The 16,811-nt window shown below is 70.2% G+C and carries 13 protein-coding genes; 6 read left to right on the top strand and 7 right to left on the bottom strand.

Annotation, left to right across the window (positions count from 1 at the left end; genetic code table 11):
* Positions 1-84 precede the first annotated feature (84 nt).
* Both ABD093_RS02595 and ABD093_RS02590 read left to right on the top strand, forming a co-directional pair.
* Positions 85-1,128: a LysM peptidoglycan-binding domain-containing protein gene (locus ABD093_RS02595; protein WP_343922234.1), complete on the top strand. Its 1,044-nt coding sequence runs from the start codon at positions 85-87 to the stop codon at positions 1,126-1,128.
* Positions 1,128-1,529, top strand: coding sequence for an Rv3235 family protein (locus tag ABD093_RS02590; protein WP_193117386.1), 402 nt, complete (start codon positions 1,128-1,130; stop codon positions 1,527-1,529). Before ABD093_RS02595 ends, ABD093_RS02590 begins: the two co-directional genes overlap by 1 nt.
* A gap of 247 nt (positions 1,530-1,776) precedes the next feature.
* On the opposite strand, the gene secA is transcribed toward ABD093_RS02590, so the two are convergent.
* From secA to mtrA, 7 genes are all read right to left on the bottom strand, one after another.
* A complete protein-coding gene (gene secA / locus ABD093_RS02585) occupies positions 1,777-4,803 on the bottom strand; it encodes a preprotein translocase subunit SecA (protein WP_193117387.1) in 3,027 nt (1,008 codons plus the stop codon).
* Between the two features lie 138 nt (positions 4,804-4,941).
* On the bottom strand, positions 4,942-6,285 hold the full coding sequence (locus tag ABD093_RS02580) for a winged helix-turn-helix domain-containing protein (protein ID WP_193117388.1): 1,344 nt from the start codon (positions 6,283-6,285) through the stop codon (positions 4,942-4,944).
* A 91-nt stretch (positions 6,286-6,376) separates the two neighbouring features.
* Positions 6,377-7,069, bottom strand: a complete 693-nt coding sequence (hpf, locus tag ABD093_RS02575) for a ribosome hibernation-promoting factor, HPF/YfiA family (RefSeq protein ID WP_343922230.1) — start codon at positions 7,067-7,069, stop codon at positions 6,377-6,379.
* Between the two features lie 164 nt (positions 7,070-7,233).
* On the bottom strand, positions 7,234-8,109 hold the full coding sequence (locus ABD093_RS02570; protein WP_226850023.1) for a ComF family protein: 876 nt from the start codon (positions 8,107-8,109) through the stop codon (positions 7,234-7,236).
* A 107-nt stretch (positions 8,110-8,216) separates the two neighbouring features.
* The gene (locus tag ABD093_RS02565) at positions 8,217-9,920 is read right to left on the bottom strand and encodes an LpqB family beta-propeller domain-containing protein (RefSeq protein WP_193117390.1); all 1,704 of its coding nucleotides are present in this window, start codon (positions 9,918-9,920) and stop codon (positions 8,217-8,219) included.
* Positions 9,917-11,701: an MtrAB system histidine kinase MtrB gene (mtrB, locus tag ABD093_RS02560; protein WP_193117391.1), complete on the bottom strand. Its 1,785-nt coding sequence runs from the start codon at positions 11,699-11,701 to the stop codon at positions 9,917-9,919. Before mtrB ends, ABD093_RS02565 begins: the two co-directional genes overlap by 4 nt.
* Positions 11,702-11,717: 16 nt before the next feature.
* The gene (mtrA, locus tag ABD093_RS02555) at positions 11,718-12,413 is read right to left on the bottom strand and encodes an MtrAB system response regulator MtrA (RefSeq protein WP_193117392.1); all 696 of its coding nucleotides are present in this window, start codon (positions 12,411-12,413) and stop codon (positions 11,718-11,720) included.
* A gap of 196 nt (positions 12,414-12,609) precedes the next feature.
* Here mtrA and ABD093_RS02550 point away from each other — a divergent pair, with 196 nt between their 5' ends.
* From ABD093_RS02550 to ABD093_RS02535, 4 genes are all read left to right on the top strand, one after another.
* Positions 12,610-13,746 (top strand): glycerophosphoryl diester phosphodiesterase membrane domain-containing protein, encoded by a 1,137-nt coding sequence (locus ABD093_RS02550; RefSeq protein ID WP_343922225.1) that lies wholly within the window; start codon positions 12,610-12,612, stop codon positions 13,744-13,746.
* Complete coding sequence (locus ABD093_RS02545) at positions 13,743-14,495, top strand: DUF4129 domain-containing protein (RefSeq protein ID WP_343922223.1); 753 nt, start codon at positions 13,743-13,745, stop codon at positions 14,493-14,495. The genes ABD093_RS02550 and ABD093_RS02545 overlap by 4 nt, the downstream gene beginning before the upstream one ends.
* Positions 14,496-14,608: 113 nt before the next feature.
* Positions 14,609-15,718 carry a DUF4350 domain-containing protein gene (locus tag ABD093_RS02540; RefSeq protein ID WP_343922221.1) on the top strand — a complete coding sequence of 370 codons (1,110 nt, stop codon included), beginning with the start codon at positions 14,609-14,611 and terminating at the stop codon, positions 15,716-15,718.
* On the top strand, positions 15,715-16,800 hold the full coding sequence (locus ABD093_RS02535) for an AAA family ATPase (protein ID WP_343922219.1): 1,086 nt from the start codon (positions 15,715-15,717) through the stop codon (positions 16,798-16,800). The genes ABD093_RS02540 and ABD093_RS02535 overlap by 4 nt, the downstream gene beginning before the upstream one ends.
* Positions 16,801-16,811: the final 11 nt, after the last annotated feature.

Below are 16,811 nucleotides of genomic sequence, written 5' to 3'. Positions count from 1 at the left end.
CTTGGCGTCACGACACACGAAGCACATCAAACTGCATCAAACGACATGGTCTGCAGTGCGAAGAGTGCCCACCGGGAGGAACCCATGGACGACGACGCACCTGAACCGGCACAGCCGGCGACAGCTCTGGCGGGTGCGCTGCTCTCCGGGGCGGCCGCCCTGGCGATGGCGGGCGCGGCGCACACGCTGCGCCCTCCGGTGTCACATGTGCTCGGCGAAGATGTCCTGATCGCCTGGGTCCTCGTCGCCTGCGCGGCTATCGGCGTGCTGTTCTGCGTGTACCTGACGGTGATCTGGGGGCTCGCCGCCGCGGTCATGGCCGCAGGGCCCGCCAGCCGTCTCGGAGCCGCACTGTTCATCGCGCTGCGTGTCCTCGCGCCTCGGGTCGCGCGGCGCGTGGTCGTCAGCACCGCACTTGCCGCGACAGCGACCGGACTCGCCCTGGCTCCCGCCACAGCGGCGGATCGCTCGCTCGGCGCCGACGCCGTGTCCCCGATCCCTGCTGCCGTGTCCTCCGAACTCACCCCGTCGGACAGCTCCGAGCCCGGCACCGGTGCCGAGGCCGAAACCGAAGCCGATACCGATACCGATACCGATACCGATACCGATACCGATACCGATACCGAAGCAGGCACCGGGGCCGACGACCCCTCCTCGACCGCTGCGTCTGATGGCCAGGGGACGGAGCCGGGCCCACTGCCCGCGCTGGGATGGGGCGGCGAGGACCAGGGTGAGGTGCCCTCCGAGCCGGAGGGCGACGGCGCAGAGGATTCGGGAGCCGCAGCCCCCGAGAGCTCAGAGAACGAGGCCGGCGAGTCCGCACCGTCGTCCACGACCGACGCCGACCCTCGTCTGCCTGTCCAGCCTTCCCCTCCCGGACATGACTCTTCCCCTGCGCCTGCGCAGTCCGCGCCGGCCCCGAGCACCGTGGTGGTGCAGTCCGGCGACACCCTGTGGAGCATCACGGACGACCTCCTCGGTCCGGTCCCGGACTCGCCGTCCGAGATCGCTGCGGTGTGGCCCCTCCTCCATGAGTCCAATCTCGACGTGATCGGCACAGACCCAGATCTTCTCGAACCCGGGCAGGAGCTTCTCGTGCCCGCACCCCTTTCCTCCCAGGAGCAGTGATGACGACGACCGACCAGCACCCGAATGCCACACCCGATACGTCTGAACGCCTCGAACTCAGCGATCCCCGAGTGGTCGAGCGGATGGTCGAGCCTGTCGCTCGTCGAGCCGTGGAGATCGTGCGCGACATGCGCCCGGAGAACGCCCTGACCCGGATAGTGACTCCGGAGGTGGAGAAGCTGCTGTCCCGACGGGCCGCGCTGACGCGTCGGCTTCGGGCTGCCACCGGCTACGCCCCGCCAACGCGCCTGGAGGTCAGCGGAGTGCGCACGTGCATCGTGAACGAGCACACCGTCGAAGCGAGCTGCGTGCTACGCGAACCGGAGCGGGCGCGGTTCCTCGCGATGCGGTGGGAGCTGCGGCACTCGGGATGGCGGGTCACCGTCCTCGAGATGGGCTGACGTACGGCGCGGCCGGGCTATCCGGCGCGGGTCGCTACCGCTCTGGGGCGCTGCCGCTCCGGGTCACTAAAGCTCCGGCGAGGTCCCGCCCGCACGTCGGTACAGCGCGTCCATCAGCGCTGCTCGCCGCTCCCCCGAGGACGACGAAGGGCCGGGACGGTTTCTGTCCGCGATGAGCGGACGGGAGCCGTCCCTGCCCTTCGTCATCAGGGTCTCAGCGGTTCAGCCGCCTCGCCCCGACATCGCCTCAGCTCTTGCGTCGCCTGCCTCGGCGGGGCCCGCGGTTCTCCGCCACCGGCGCACCCTCGGGCTTGTCGGAGGTCTTGTCCGCGGCGGCCGAATCGACCCGGGCGCTCTGCTTCGCCCGACGGCGGCGCTGGGCGCGGGAGAGCGTCGCATCATCCTGGACTCCGCTGCCCTCGGCGGAGGAGTAGCGCAGCTGCCGCGAGTTCGGGCCATCATCGAGGCCCTTGGCGGTCAGCACCACGCTCCTCTCCTCGTCGAGCGGATCCGATGCAGAACTCTCCTCGGAGTCCTTCTCGGACTCCCCTGCGGACCCATTCGGCTCCTCGTCGACCTCCGACGATGTGTTCGCCGGCTTCTCCGACGAATCCTCCACCGGGCTCGTCGTCCCCGTCGTCGCCGACTCTGCCGAGGCCGGTCGCGAGGCCCCCGCACCAGAGGTGGCCTGGGCAAGAGCCGTCGCGAGCTTGCTCTTCCCGGTGCCGGCCTGCAGCAGGTCGCTGACCGCCTTGGGCACGACGGGCTCGGCCTTCTCCACCTGGACCTCGAGGTTGTAGATGTAGCCGACCACATCCTCCTTGATGCCCGCGATCATGTCGTTGAACATCAGGTGGCCCTCGCGCTCGTACTCGATGAGCGGATCGCGCTGGGCCATGGCTCGCAGGCCGATGCCTTCCTTCAGGTAGTCCATCTCGTAGAGGTGCTCGCGCCACCGGCGATCCATGACCGAGAGCAGGACACGGCGCTGAAGCTGACGCAGGCCTTCGTCGCCGAGCTCTTCGACACGGGTCTCGTACGCCACGCGGGCATCACCCAGGATCTCCTCCTTGAGCAGATCCGCGCCGAGGTTCTCCTTGCCGCCGACCTCGGCGATGAGCTCATCGGCCGTGATCGACACCGGGTACGCCGGGCGCAGCGCGCCCCACAGCTCCTCGAAGTCGAAGTCCTCGGGGTTCTTGCCCTTGGTGTGCGACTCGACGGTGCCACCGATGACCTCGTCGATGAAGCGCTCGACGTGCTCGTCGAGCTCCTCGCCCTCCAGGATCCGGCCTCGCTCCTCGTACAGCTTCTTGCGCTGCTTGGTGAGGACGTCGTCGTACTTCAGGACGTTCTTGCGGATCTCGGCGTTGCGGGACTCGATCGAGTTCTGGGCACGCTGGATGGCGCCGGAGACCATACGGCCGGTCAGCGGCACCGACTCGTCCACGCCGCCGCGGGCCAGCAGCGATTCCGCCGCGCCCGAGTTGAACAGACGCATCAGATCGTCCTGCAGGGACAGATAGAAACGGGACTCGCCCGGGTCTCCCTGTCGGCCGGAACGGCCGCGCAGCTGATTGTCGATGCGGCGGGACTCGTGACGCTCGGTGCCGAGCACATAGAGTCCGCCGAGCTCCACGACCTCGTCGTGCTGCTCGGCGACGGCCGCCTTGGCCTTCTCGAGCTGCTCGTCCCATGCGGCCTCGTAGCCCTCGGGATCCTCCTCGGCGTCCAGGCCGCGCTCCTCGAGGGCGGCGTGCGCCATGAACTCGACGTTGCCGCCGAGCATGATGTCCGTGCCTCGCCCGGCCATGTTGGTGGCCACGGTGACGGCGCCCTTCGCGCCGGCCATCGCGATGATCGCGGCCTCACCGGCGTGGTTCTTGGCGTTGAGCACCTCGTGCTTCACGCCCTGCGCGCTGAGGAGCTTGGCGAGGTACTCCGACTTCTCCACGCTGGTGGTGCCGACCAGCACGGGCTGGCCGCGGTCATGCCGCTCGACGATGTCCTCGACCACGGCGTCGAACTTGGCCTTCTCCGTGCGGTAGATACGATCCGGCTCGTCGTCGCGCTGCATCTCGCGGTGCGTGGGGATCGGCACCACGCCCAGCTTGTAGGTGTTCATGAACTCGGCGGCCTCGGTCTCGGCCGTGCCGGTCATGCCCGACAGCTTCTCGTAGAGCTTGAAGTAGTTCTGGAGGGTGATCGTGGCGAGAGTCTGGTTCTCCGCCTTGATCTTCACCCCCTCCTTGGCCTCGATGGCCTGGTGCATGCCCTCGTTGTATCGGCGCCCGGCGAGGATACGGCCGGTGTGCTCATCGACGATCATGACCTCGCCGTTGATGATCACGTAGTCCTTGTCCCGCTTGAAGAGCTCCTTCGCCTTGATGGCGTTGTTGAGGAAGCCGATCAGCGGGGTGTTCAGGGACTCGTAGAGGTTGTCGATGCCCAGGTGGTCCTCGACCGTGTCGATCCCTGACTCCAGGACGCCGACCGTGCGCTTCTTCTCGTCGACCTCGTAGTCGCGATCCCGGCGCAGGAGCTTCACGACCTTGGCGAACTCGCTGAACCACTTGTTGGCGTCACCGGAGCCGGGGCCGGAGATGATCAGCGGTGTCCGGGCCTCGTCGATGAGGATCGAGTCGACCTCGTCGACGATCACGAAGTTATGGCCGCGCTGCACCCGGTCCTCGGGCGAGAGGGACATGTTGTCGCGCAGGTAGTCGAAGCCGAACTCGTTGTTCGTGCCGTAGGTGATATCCGCGGCGTACTGCTCGCGACGCTCGGCCGGGGTCATCCCCGACTTGATGACGCCCGTGGTCAGGCCCAGACTGCGGAACACGCGGCCCATGATGTCGCTCTGGTAGCCCGCGAGGTAGTCGTTGACGGTGACCACGTGGACACCCTTGCCGGAGAGCGCGTTGAGGTATGCGGGCAGCGTCGCGACCAGGGTCTTGCCCTCACCGGTCTTCATCTCGGCGATGCGGCCGCGGTGCAGAGCGGCACCGCCCATGATCTGCACGTCGTAAGGGCGCTGGCCCAGCGTGCGCTGAGCGGCCTCACGCACTGCGGCGAAGGCCTCGATCATGACGTCGTCGAGGGTCTCGCCGTCCTCCAACCGCTCCTTGAAACGGTCGGTCTCCTCGCGCAGCTCGTCGTCGCTGAGGTCGGTGAAGACGTCCTCGACCTCGCCTACCTTCTTGGCGATGGACTCGAGCCGACGCACCTCACGGCCTTCGCCGGCGCGCAGGATCTTGTCGAAGAGGTTGACCACTCGTGCTCCCGAAGTTCTGTGGATTCGTCCTTGCGGACAGTTGATGCCTGACCCATCGTAAGGGTCACCGCCTGGAGAGGTGACTCCCCGCGCATTTCTTCACGTCCCCGACGGGGTCCGAGCGGCGCGGGGACGCGGTCAGACGCCGACTCCTCGCGTCGCGCACACAGCGGCCAGCTCCGTGGAGAGAGCCCCGGTCCCTGGCCCGGTGCGCACCTCGATCCGGTCCAGGCCCTGCCAGATCACGGCACGTTCCAGCTCTCCGAGCAGCGCCTCGACCACCGCGCCGTCCGCGGGGCGCTGCCGGGACGGCAGGTGGGGCAGCTCCTCGCGGAAGGTGCCGCGCACCTCGAGCACCCCGCGCGCACGATCGGCCTTGAGGTCGACCCGGGCGGGGAAGACGTCGCCGAGCAGGAACAGCAGGGCGTAGTAGCCGGTGGCGCGCTGGGCGGCCGGCGTATAGATGCCGATGCGGTACTCGACGTCGAAGAGGCGCGAGAGACGGGGGCGATGGAACACGATCGGGTCGAAAGGGCTGACCAGCGCGGCGGTTCGCAGCGGGGACGGCGAGGGCGCGTCCCGATGCAGCATCATCTCCCGCGGCCCAGCCGGGTGGTCCACGAGGACCGGCGTGATGACGTCCTCCGCCAGGAGCTGGTCGACGGCGGTGCGGGCATCCCGGACGCTGATGCGGAAGTAGTCGGCGAGCGAGCTGACCTCCGCGATGCCCAAGGATTTCGCGGCCAGTCCCATCAGGGCGAGGATCGAGGCGTCTCGGTCGTGCGACTCGGCGTCGACCGTGCCGGCCCGACCGTCCTGCGACTCGAGCGCACCGCCTTCCGGTCCGACGCCTCTGTCGACCAGCCAGGAGCCGGGATCCTCCGCCGGGACGTAGAGCCGTTCGAACTGGGAGCTGCGGCCCACGCAGTCCAGGCCGCCCGCGCGGAACAGGTACTCGACCGCCCACTGGCTGGAGGTGCGCCGCCATCCCCAGCCCTCGCCCCGCTCGGTGTCTCCCAGGTGCCGGGAGACGGCGGAGGCGCTTGACGGGCCGAGCTCCTCGAGTGCTCCGTAGATGCGGGAGAACAGCTGCGGTGTGGAGGCCGCTGCCTCCCGGACCTCTCCCCAGTCCTTCGTGGCGGCGGCGCGGCGGCGGAAGTCGAGCAGGGAGTGCACCTCGTGGCTGGCGAAGGTGGCTTCATGGGCCAGTGCCTCTCGCACCAGTCGGGATGGGCCCGGCCGTGAGTGCCGGTCCAGCACCGCGGTGTCCCAGCTGCCCGATCGGGTGAAGACGGGCAGGTGGTGGGCGCGCTCGAAGATGTTCACCGAGTCGATCTGGAGCAGATGGGTGCGTTCCACCGTGGCCTGGAGCGACCGCCTGCTGACCGCACGCGACGGGATCTCGGTGCGGCGTGAGCGCCCCATCCCCTGTGCACGCAGCGCGATGCGTCGTGCCGTGGTCCAGCTCAGTGCGGTGCTCATCAGAAGTTCTCTCCAGCATGGGGTCGGGCGACAGACGTGATCCGGGTGGGTGAACGCCTCGGCGTGCACCCACCCGGATCCGTCGAACCTGTCAGGACGTCGGAAGCTCGGCGTCGAGCTCGATCACGCCGTAGTTCCATCCCTTGCGGCGGTAGACCACCTTGGGGTGTCCGGACTCGGCGTCGACGAAGAGGAAGAAGTCATGCCCGACGAGCTCCATCTGATAGAGAGCGTCGTCGATGGACATGGGCTTCGCGGAGTGCTTCTTCTCGCGGATCACGACGGGGCTGCCGGCCTGAGCGAGATCCTGCTCGGTCACCACCGGCTCCTCGGCCGTCTCCGCGGCTCGAGAGTTCTGGGAGGTCTGCGCATCGTCGGGCTCCGACAGGGTCTCCGGGAGCGTGGCGGGCAGATCCTGGTCGGCGGGCAAGGTGCGCACGCTGTCACCGGATGCCTGATGGGAACGGCCACGACCGCGATGGCGGTCCTTGCGGCGGTCCCGTGCGCGGCGCAGACGCTCGAGCAGCTTCCCGTAGGCGATGTCCAGGGCACCGTAGAGGTCATCCGCACGAGCTTCCGAGCGGACGATGGACCCGTTGTCGTGCACGGTGAGCTCCACGCGATCGCTGAGCTCCGCCTGCCTGGGGTTCTTCTCCTGCGAGATCTCCACATCCACCCTCAGCGCCGCCGGCGCGAGCTGGGTGACCTTGTCGAGCTTGTCCTCGAGGTGACGACGGAATCGGTCCGGGACGTCCATATGACGTCCGACGACATTGATCTCCATGAGGTGTTCTCCTCCTATCCGGGTGCGGCCGCTCTGAGCCCGGCCGCAGTGGCTCGTCGACTGGGGTGCGCACCTCCTGATCAGAGGAAGACTCGGCGGAGTGTGCCGAGTCACATCAGCATGCCATGTTTTGCTCAACGTTTCCTGGCCGTTCGTCTCTCAGGTCAGAAGATTTCTCCCTGCTCCCGCACCGGGAGTCGGGCCGAGGCGACGACCGCGGCGCCCAGCACGGTCATCCCCGCCCCGGTGAGCGCCTCATGCATCCCCCGCAGAGTCGATCCTGTGGTGACGACGTCATCGACGATGATCACCGCGCTCCGCTCCTGGCCGGCTCGCCGTGCGGCGTGGCCCGCCAGGCGAATCTGCCGGGTCCGACGCTGCCTGGACCCCTGCCCCTCCTGCGCGGTGGTCGGCGTGGAGCGCAGCAGCAGCGGGCGTCCGGCACCGGTGCGCGCGAGCTCTCTTACCAGCTCGGCTGTGTGGTCCTCCCCTCTGCGGAGCCGGGCGCCGAGTCGGGAGGGCACCGGGACCAGCGCTGGGCAGGTCTGCTCCGCATCGGCGGCGAGGCGCGCAATCACGGGCGCGAGAGCTCGTGCCAGGGGAGCTCCGAGGTGCAGCATGCCGCCGTTCTTCCACGCGAGCACGAGACGCTGCAGGGGTCCGGAGTATTCCCCCAGCGCCAGCACCGGGAGGATGGGCGTGTGGTCCACCCCGGCGGGGAGGAGCACTCCGCCGTGCTGCTCCGCATGCACCCGGGCCGCGGTGAGGTGCTGCAGCGCATCGCAGCAGGACTCGACTCGGATCGCGGGCGCGGCGAGCAGCCCGGCGCAGCGGCGGCAGAGCCACGTGCCCTCCTCCCCGCAGGGACAATGGCGCGGGGTCACCAGCGAGCAGGTCTGTGCGGCGATCTCCCGGATCAGGGGCAGCGGGTTCCAGGTGGTGCTGCTCGAACCGCCCTCGGTGCCCGCGCCTGCAGGGTCAGCCCCGCCAGTGACGCCGATCGTGCCGTCAGGGGCCGTCGTGGTGATCGCATGGTCCATGGGGTGATTCCAGCACCGTCACGCGCCCTCGGCGGGGCCGAGCGGCCCCGCTGTGGACCGAGGGATGGTGTGGAGGAACGGTCCAGGACGGACCGGCCCAGGACGCCTCAGTAGAACCAGGGGTCGTGCGCGTCGAGATCGACGGTGACCCAGCCGCTGCCATCGCTGCGCTGGAGTGATCCATCGGCGGCCCCGATCCAGATCGTCTCGCCGATGACCGTCCCGGCGATGCGATCCGTGTCCGCACGCAGCGCCGGCAGCGGCTCCCGCCCGGCCTCGAAGTCGACCAGCTGGCCGCGGAGCTCGTCGGTCCCCGGGTCCGAGCCGAGCATGATCACCGCCGTCTCGTCGTACCAGCTGGCCTGGGTCTCCTCCGACAGGAAGGTCCGTACCTGGACCGGTTCGGTGAGCGAGGTCGGAGCACCATGCTCGTCACGCACCACCGCGCACAGGTCGAGCCGAGTCCCGGCGGCATCGGCGGACAGCACGAGCATGCGGGTCGCATCGGCCGCGATGTCCAGCGCCCGCACCTCCCGGCCGACGAGCCAGGGGGCATCGACCTTGGCGTCGTCCGCCGGCCCCCGCCCCGCGAGAGCGAGCAGCACGCCGGCACTGCGTACGGTCGAGGTCCAGACGTAACCGGCATCGTCGATCCGGGGCGGGACGAAGAGCCCTCCCGTGGCGGCCTCACGCAGCGGCACGGACCCGTCCGTCGAGGCGATCAGCACCTTCGAGGCGCCGTCGACGAGCGCAGCGGCCAGCACCCCGTCCTGGGCGATCACCGGGGAGGTGAGCGGGAGGTCCGCGAGGTCCGGGACCAGCTGGTCGGCCGGCGCGTCCGTCGTGGGATCGGCGAGCAGGATCACGCCGGTCGGGCCGGCGGCGATGGCACGATGCCCCGGCAGCGCCCGTTCGATCGCGTCCTCGTCCTCCGGGGCGTACTCCTGGCCGTCCCGCACCAGGCGGATGCCCGAGAGGGTCCGCATGGACCGCAGGGAGGACTCCAGCTGGGCGAGAGCCGCCGCCCGAGGCTGTGCAGCGAGGTCGAGGATCGCTTCGGGCACCGTGACCTCCGGCGTCCCGTCCGCCCCGCTGGTGACCTCTGCGTCCAGCACGCCCAGGACGTCGGGCACCTCGTTGTGGACTGCTCGTCGGAGAAAGGCCGCCGGCCCGTCGGCGAGCGCCTCGAGCACAGCCGAGGCGCCGCGCTGCAGGGAGAACCAGCGATGGTCCGGGACGAGGTGCCGGGTGCGTGCGTCGAGGAAGTAGAGCCGTGCCGGTGAGTAGAGCGTCTCGAACGCGGCCTCGGACAGGAAGATTCCGTCGGGCACCGCGCTGATGCGCCATTGCCCATCCACCTGCGCCATCGTGAGCTCGACGTCCCGTGCGACCGGACCCGACAGCAGGCTGCGCGTGCCGCCCCCGTCGACGAGTGCGAGCACCTGGAGGACGAGGACCATCTCCGACGTGCCGGCGTCCTTCACCTGCAGCTCCTGGCTGCTCGAATAGATCGTGATGCCGGCGGTCGGGTTCCAGGCTCCGCTCAGCTCCTCCGTGAGATAGGAGCGGGCCACGCCGAAATTCTCCTCGGACCCGACCCCGGCCTGCACGAACCCGGAGACGACCTGCTCCGCGGTGGCATCCTCCGGAGGCGGGAGCGCCTGCACATAGGGCGCGCCGGGCTGTGCGCGGCCTGCCAGCGGGCGGCTGTCGATGGGGGACGTGGTGGGGATGCGCGCGCACGCGGCACCGAGTCCGAGCACGGTGGCCGCTCCGGCGGCGCGCAGCACGGTTCGACGGTCGGGACTCATCGGCTGCCTCCGATCATCGGCGGTTCCTGGTCGCGGGTGGAGCTCGGATCTGAACCCTGGCCGGAACCGGCATCGGCCTCCGCCTCCGGATCGGCCGACGTGCCCGAGAGGTCCGGGAGCAGGCCCGGCGCGATCGGGATCTCGCCGGTGGGCGTCACCGAATACTCCCCGACGGCGTCACGGTCGAAGCTCCGTTCCAGGCGCAGCGGCGAGCGCAGAAAAGTCCCGCCGGGGCGGCGCGGCACGGTCAGCCGGAACACCGCGCCCCGGCCTTCCTGCCCCCAGGCCTGCAGCCATCCGCCGTGCAGCCTCGCATCCTCGGCGGAGATCGACAGCCCCAGTCCGGTGCCTCCGAGGGTGCGGGCGCGCGAGGGGTCCGCGCGCCAGAAGCGGTCGAAGACGCGCAGAGCCGCCTCCGGGGAGATCCCATGGCCGTAGTCCTGCACCACCACGGCGAGCGCGTCCTCGTGCGAGGCGGTCTGCACCAGCACCGGCCCGTCGGCACCGTGCTCGATCGCATTGGTCAGGAGGTTCCGCAGGATCCGATCGATGCGGCGTGCATCGACCACGGCGTGCATACCGCGTCCCGACAGGTGCACGTCCAGCAGGCAGCCGCGCGCCCCGGCCAGCGGGCGCACGTCGTCGATGGCCCGCACCACGAGCGCGTCGAGATCCTCGCGGTGCGCCTCGAGCTCGACGGCGCCGGCGTCGTACCGGGAGATCTCCAGCAGGTCCGTCAGCAGGACCTCGAAGCGCTGCACCTGGGTGGAGAGCAGCTCGGAGGTCCGCTGCAGCTCCCCGGGCAGCTCGTCGCGCCGTCCGTCGAGCACGGAGGATGCCATCCGGATGGTCGTCAGCGGTGTGCGGAGCTCATGGGACACATCGGAGACGAAGCGCTGCTGGACCCGCGAGAGCTCCGTGAGGTCGTCGACCTTCTGGGCGAGGCTGCGTGCCATGTCGTTGAAGGATTCCCCGACCCGTGCGAGCTCGTCCGCACCGGAGACTTCCACACGGCTGTCGAGGTCGCCGCCGGCGATGCGCTCCGCGGCGTGCGCGGCATGCTTGAGCGGCGTCGTGACCAGCCGGGCGACCACGATCGCGATGCCGACGATCAAGGCCAGGAGCACGCCACCTCCGCCGAGGATCACCTGCTGCACGAAGGCGAGGGTCTGCTGCTCCTCCTGGAGCGAGTAGACGAGGTAGAGGTTGTAGGACCCGACGCCGGGCACCATCACCCGGGTGCCGACGAGGAGCGCGGGCACCGTGTTCCCTTCGAGATCCTCACGGCCGATCGATCGCCAGGAGACCGAGTCCGGGCTCGCCGCCACGGCGGCCGCGAGCTCGTCGTCGACCTCCTCGAGCAGCGTGCGATCCGAGGAGGCCACCGGGAACACCGTCCCGGAGGTCTCCACCGGCACCAGGGCCACCTCCCGCCGGTCGCCGCCGCCCTGGCCACCTGCGGACTGCACGAAGGCGTTGACGGCATCCTGGCGCTGGGTCGTGGTCGCGCCGGACAGCTGGGTCAGGTTATCCGTGAGATCACGGCGCACCTCCACGGTCTCCTCGAGCACACGGTCCCGCCGCTGCTCGTAGAGACCGTCCGCGATCACCGAGGACAGGTAGGCGCCCACGGCGAGCATCGCGACGATCGACAGCAGGGTCGTGACCAGCACGACCCTCAGAGCGAGGGGCCAGGTGCGCGGGTCGACCGTCCGTGATCTCAGCGCCGAACCGGTCTCCTGCGTCGGCCCTCCCGCCGCATTGCTCGCCGGGCTGCTCATGGCCGGTCCGACCTTCTCAGGACGCGCCCCCGGCGCGATAGCCGACGCCCCGGACCGTCACCACGATGCTGGGGTTCTCGGGATCGTGCTCGATCTTCGAACGCAGCCGCTGGACATGGACGTTGACCAGGCGGGTATCGGCGCTGTGGCGGTACCCCCAGACATCGCGCAGCAGCACATCGCGGGTGAAGACCTGCCAGGGCTTGCGGGCGAGCTGGGTGAGCAGATCGAACTCGAGCGGGGTCAGGGAGATCAGCTCGCCGCCGCGGCTCACCTCGTGGCCGTCGACGTCGATGACCAGGTCTCCGATCGCCAGCTGCTCGGTGGTGGGGGGATCGACACGGCGCACGCGGGCCTTGATCCGGGCCACCAGCTCCTCGGGTTCGAAGGGCTTGGTGAGGTAGTCGTCGGCCCCGGCCTCGAGCCCCTCCACCACATCGGCGGTGTCGGTGCGGGCCGTGAGCATGATGATGGGCACGCCGGACTCCCGGCGCAGTCGACGGCATACTTCGATGCCGTCCATGCCGGGGAGCATGAGGTCGAGGAGCACCAGGTCCGGTCGCAGTCGAGGGAACGTCTCCAGAGCGGAGGCGCCGTCGGGCGAGGTGGCGACCTCATAGCCCTTGCCGCGCAGGACTATCCCGACCATCTCGGCGATCGCCTGGTCGTCATCAACCACGAGTATCCGTGAAGGCGTCGTCATGGTGGCCATTGTGCCACCGCAGGGGTCTCCTTCCTCGCATCCGCTCCTTGCGGGGGTGTCCGGAAGATGCGAGGTCATCGACGTTCGTCGGATCGGTGAAACCCCTCCGGGTCCGTAAGTTGTCCTCCAGGACTTCGAAATGCCCCGCCGGCCTCCGTCGGGCCGAGGGCGGCACGACGCGGCAGGACGACTTGCAGGAGGACCGATGAGCACCGGCTGGATCGCACCCGGATCGACAGAGAGCACCGACCTGCCCTCCACCGGCCGCGCCGACGGACCCCCGGACGGCGGCCCGTCGGGGAACGATGGGCGCTCCGCCCCTGCCGGGCCACGGCGCGAGCTGGTGCAGAACATGCCGCTGTTCCCGCTGCGTCCGCTGGGGCTCGGGGAGGTGCTCGGTGCGGCGGTGCGCATCTACCGCCTGCGGGCACGGACGGTGCTGGGTCTGGCGGCGATCGTCTACGGCATCGCCTTCGCGATCATGATGTTCACGACTGGGGCGGGGATGATCCCCTTCGTCGGCGACATGCAGGCGATGATGGACGACCCCACCGCGTCGTCGTCCGCCTCGGTCTTCTCCGGCTCGGACCTCCTGCTGACGATCGGCTCCTCCGCGATCACCGGGGTCATCACGATGATCGCCGCATCGCTGGTGACCGTCGCCCTGACGGCCGTCTCGATCGGTGAGGCCACCGGACGCAGCCTCACCGGCGCCGAGATGTGGGCCCGGACCCGGAAGCTGGCGGTGTCCGCGATCTGCGTGAGCATCGTGATCGGGCTGCTCAGCCTCCTCCTGCTCGCGCTCCCCACGGCGCTCGGCATCCTGCCCATCGTCCTCGTCCAGGAGCCGAACGCGCTCACCATCGGGGCGATCGTCGTCGGCCTGGTGATCGGTGTGGTCGCCGCACTATGGATCTGGGCGCGCACGCTGCTCGCGATCCCCGCCCTCGTGGTCGAGGGCACCGGGATCCTCGGTGCGCTCCGGCGCTCCTTCCAGATGACCCGCGGCCGCAAGCTGTGGCGGGTGCTCGGTGTGGGCGTCCTCCTGTACGCGCTCTACTCCGTCGCGCTCCAGGTGGTCGCCGGGGTGTTCAGCACGGTCGCCGTCGTGGTGTACCTGGCCATCATGCTGGCCACGTCCGGACAGGCCGTGGTCGTGGGCATGATCGTGCTGACCGTCCTCACCCTGCTCGGCAGCTACGTCGCGTACGTGATGCTGTCCCCCTTCCTCTGCGCCGGGTTCGCCGCCGTCTACGCGGACAACCGCATGCGCCATGAGGCCTGGGACATCGAGCTGACGCGCCGGGCCCGGGAGAACTGGTCCACAGGCGGCGTGCGATGATCCCCGCCGGCCCTCCTCCGCTGGATCCCGACGAGGCGCGCTCGCGCATCCTCGAGGAGCTGGCCGAGGCGGAGTACGACAACTCCCCCGGCTTCGTGGACTGGCTGCTCGGACAGATCGAGCAGTGGTACACGAACCTCGTGGCGGGGATCGACGGCTCCTCGGCCGCCCAGGCCGGAATCGCCGTGCTCCTCCTCCTCGCCCTGCTGGTGGTCGCGTTCCTGGTGCTGCGCCGCACCGGCTTGATCCGCCGCAGCCATTCCCTCGCCGTCGCCCCCGAGCTCAATGCCGATCCCGTGCTGACCGCCGCCGAGCTGCGCGAGGCGTCCCGCAGCGCCATCTCCTCGGGACGGTTCGACGACGGCGCGGTGCTCGCCCTGCGCTCCCTCGTGCGCGACCTCGACCAACGCACCCTGCTGGATGTCTCCGCCGGCCTGACCGCCCACGAGGCCGCCGAACGGGCCGCCCTCTCCTACCCGGACCTGCGCGGCCGCCTGCAACGCGGGGCCACGGCCTTCGACACCGCCGCCTACTCCCCCCGTCACGCCACGGAGAAGCAGGCGGATGACCTGCTTCGGCTCGCGGAGTACATCGCCGAGTCCGCCCCGGATCTCACCGCCGTCGACGCCGTCGACGCCGTCGACGCCGCCGAGCCCTCGAGCACACCCGAGAGCGAGTCCCGTTCCGCGACCGGATCCGGATCCGGATCCGCGAGCGCGTCCGAATCCCCGACCGGGGTCCGCTCATGAGCGCCGCGACCGCCTCGCGCCGATCTCCGACGCCACCGTCGACCCCGCCCGTCGGAGCGCTCGGCGCCGGGCGGCCTGCCGCGACCCCTGGAAGCACACGACGGCGACCCTGGTTGACCATCCTCGTCGTGATCGCCGTGCTCGCCGCCGTGCTCGCCTCGGTCGCCCGCGGTGTCTACCGCGACGGCCCCCTCGAGCCCGACGCCCCCACCGAGCAGGGTTCCAAGGCGACGGTTCAGGTGCTCACGGATCTCGGGGTGGACGTGCAGACGGGCCGCCACACCGACGACGCCGTCGAGGCGCTGCACGCCGGCCGGACCGTGCTGGTCACGGCACCGAGCGAGCTCTCGGGACAGCAGCTCACCGCACTCGCCGACGCCCACGAGGACGACGGCGGGCAGCTCGTGCTGGTCCAGCCCGACTTCGCGACGCTGTCGTACGTCACCACCGGGATCAGCCCCACCGGATCCGTCCGCTCCGCGACGGACCTGACCGCAGGCCCCGGATGCGGGGACCTCGCCCACGGTGCACGGCAGGTCCACGTGCCCGGTGCGGAGGGTCTGCGCGAGCCCGCCTCCGTGTACCGCACCGCGGACGGCGCCGAGGGCTGCTTCGACTCCGGAGACGGATCGCTGGTGGCCGCGGAGGACGGGATCATCGTCCTGGGCAGCGCCGACCTGCTGACCAACGCAGGGATCGCCGAGGCCGAGAACTCCGCGCTCGTGCTGAACGTGCTCGGCGAGTCCGGCGAGCTGACCTGGTACGTCCCCTCTGCCGGAGATCCGATGGGCTCGAGCGGCCAGTCCCTCGTGGGGTACCTCCCGGACTGGGCCGGGCCGGTCGCGCTGTGGATCCTCACCGCGGGCGTGATCGCCGTGGTCGCGCTGGGCCGACGGTTCGGGCCGGTGGTCGTGGAGCCGCTGCCTGTCACCGTGCGGCCCCAGGAGCTCGTGCTGGGACGGGCCCGCCTGCTCCAGCGGTCCGATGCCCGGGACGCGGCGGCCATCTCCCTGCGCTCCGCCACCTCCACGCGCCTCGCCGACCGCCTCGGGCTGCGCCATGAATCCGCCCTCGACGGTCTGCTGGCGGCGCTCGCACCGCATACGGACCGCTCTCCCGAGCAGCTGCGCACGCTGCTCGGCCCCACCCCCGTCACCACCGACGAGGACCTCGTGCGACTCGCACAGGACCTCGACCGTCTTGAGAAGGAGATCGACCGATGACCGACACCACCCCCGGTGCCGCCCCGGCCCCCGAGCCCGGAAGCACCCCCGGCCGCGTGTCCGGAGGCAACTTCGACAGCACGTCCGACAGCGGTCCCCGCGGCGCCTCGACCGCTCCGCAGGACGCCGTCGACCAGGACACCCGTGCCCACCTGCAGAGCCTCTCCACGGAGATCCACAAGGGCGTCGTGGGCCAGGATGCCGCGGTGACCAGCCTGGTCGTGGCCCTCCTGTGCCGCGGGCACGTGCTCCTCGAGGGCGTCCCGGGCGTCGCCAAGACGCTGCTGGTGCGGTCGCTGGCCGCCGCGCTCGACGTGCGGATGCGTCGCGTGCAGTTCACGCCCGACATGATGCCCGGTGACATCACCGGCTCCCTGATCTACGACAACACCACCAGCGATCTCGTGTTCCGCGAGGGGCCGGTGTTCACCAACCTGCTGCTGGCCGACGAGATCAATCGGACCCCGCCGAAGACCCAGTCGGCCCTCCTGGAGGCGATGGAGGAGCGGCAGGTGACGGTCGACGGGGCGAGCCGACCGCTGCCCGATCCGTTCCTCGTGATCGCCACCCAGAACCCGATCGAGTTCGACGGCACCTACACCCTGCCCGAGGCGCAGCTGGACCGCTTCCTGCTCAAGGCCGTCATGCCCCTCCCGGACCGCGACGTGGAGATCGACGTGCTGCGCCGCCACGCGGATGGCTTCGACACCACGGACCTCGCCGCGATGGGGCTGGGCCCGGTCGTCGACGTCCCGTCCCTGCACCGCGCCCAGCAGGACGTCTCCCAGGTCGTCGCCGAGGATCCGGTCGTGCAGTACATCGTCGACGTGTGCCGGGCCACCCGCCACTCCCCCAGCCTCTCGCTCGGGGTCTCGCCCCGTGGCGCGATCGCGCTGCTGCGCACCGCGCGGGCCTGGGCCTACCTGACCGGGCGCGATTTCATCACCCCGGACGACGTGAAGACCATGGCACCGGCCACCCTGTCGCACCGCGTGCGCCTGACCACCGAATCGGAGCTCGAGGGCACCCAGGTCGAGTCCGTGCTCGCGGCGACGCTCGCCTCCGTGCCGGTGCCGCGCTGAGGCGCCATCCC

Source organism: Brachybacterium tyrofermentans, from assembly GCF_039526165.1.
GTDB lineage: Bacteria > Actinomycetota > Actinomycetes > Actinomycetales > Dermabacteraceae > Brachybacterium > Brachybacterium tyrofermentans.
This window is presented reverse-complemented; position numbering and strand designations above follow the sequence as displayed.

Bases quoted from the DNA above. Each gene is read 5' to 3' on its own strand.
- ABD093_RS02595 (WP_343922234.1), top strand. From the start codon at position 85: ATGGACGACGACGCACCTGAACCGGCACAGCCGGCGACAGCTCTGGCG.
- ABD093_RS02590 (WP_193117386.1), top strand. From the start codon at position 1,128: ATGACGACGACCGACCAGCACCCGAATGCCACACCCGATACGTCTGAA.
- ABD093_RS02580 (WP_193117388.1), bottom strand. From the start codon at position 6,285: ATGAGCACCGCACTGAGCTGGACCACGGCACGACGCATCGCGCTGCGT.
- hpf (WP_343922230.1), bottom strand. From the start codon at position 7,069: ATGGAGATCAATGTCGTCGGACGTCATATGGACGTCCCGGACCGATTC.
- ABD093_RS02570 (WP_226850023.1), bottom strand. From the start codon at position 8,109: ATGGACCATGCGATCACCACGACGGCCCCTGACGGCACGATCGGCGTC.
- ABD093_RS02565 (WP_193117390.1), bottom strand. From the start codon at position 9,920: ATGAGTCCCGACCGTCGAACCGTGCTGCGCGCCGCCGGAGCGGCCACC.
- mtrB (WP_193117391.1), bottom strand. From the start codon at position 11,701: ATGAGCAGCCCGGCGAGCAATGCGGCGGGAGGGCCGACGCAGGAGACC.
- mtrA (WP_193117392.1), bottom strand. From the start codon at position 12,413: ATGGCCACCATGACGACGCCTTCACGGATACTCGTGGTTGATGACGAC.
- ABD093_RS02550 (WP_343922225.1), top strand. From the start codon at position 12,610: ATGAGCACCGGCTGGATCGCACCCGGATCGACAGAGAGCACCGACCTG.
- ABD093_RS02545 (WP_343922223.1), top strand. From the start codon at position 13,743: ATGATCCCCGCCGGCCCTCCTCCGCTGGATCCCGACGAGGCGCGCTCG.
- ABD093_RS02535 (WP_343922219.1), top strand. From the start codon at position 15,715: ATGACCGACACCACCCCCGGTGCCGCCCCGGCCCCCGAGCCCGGAAGC.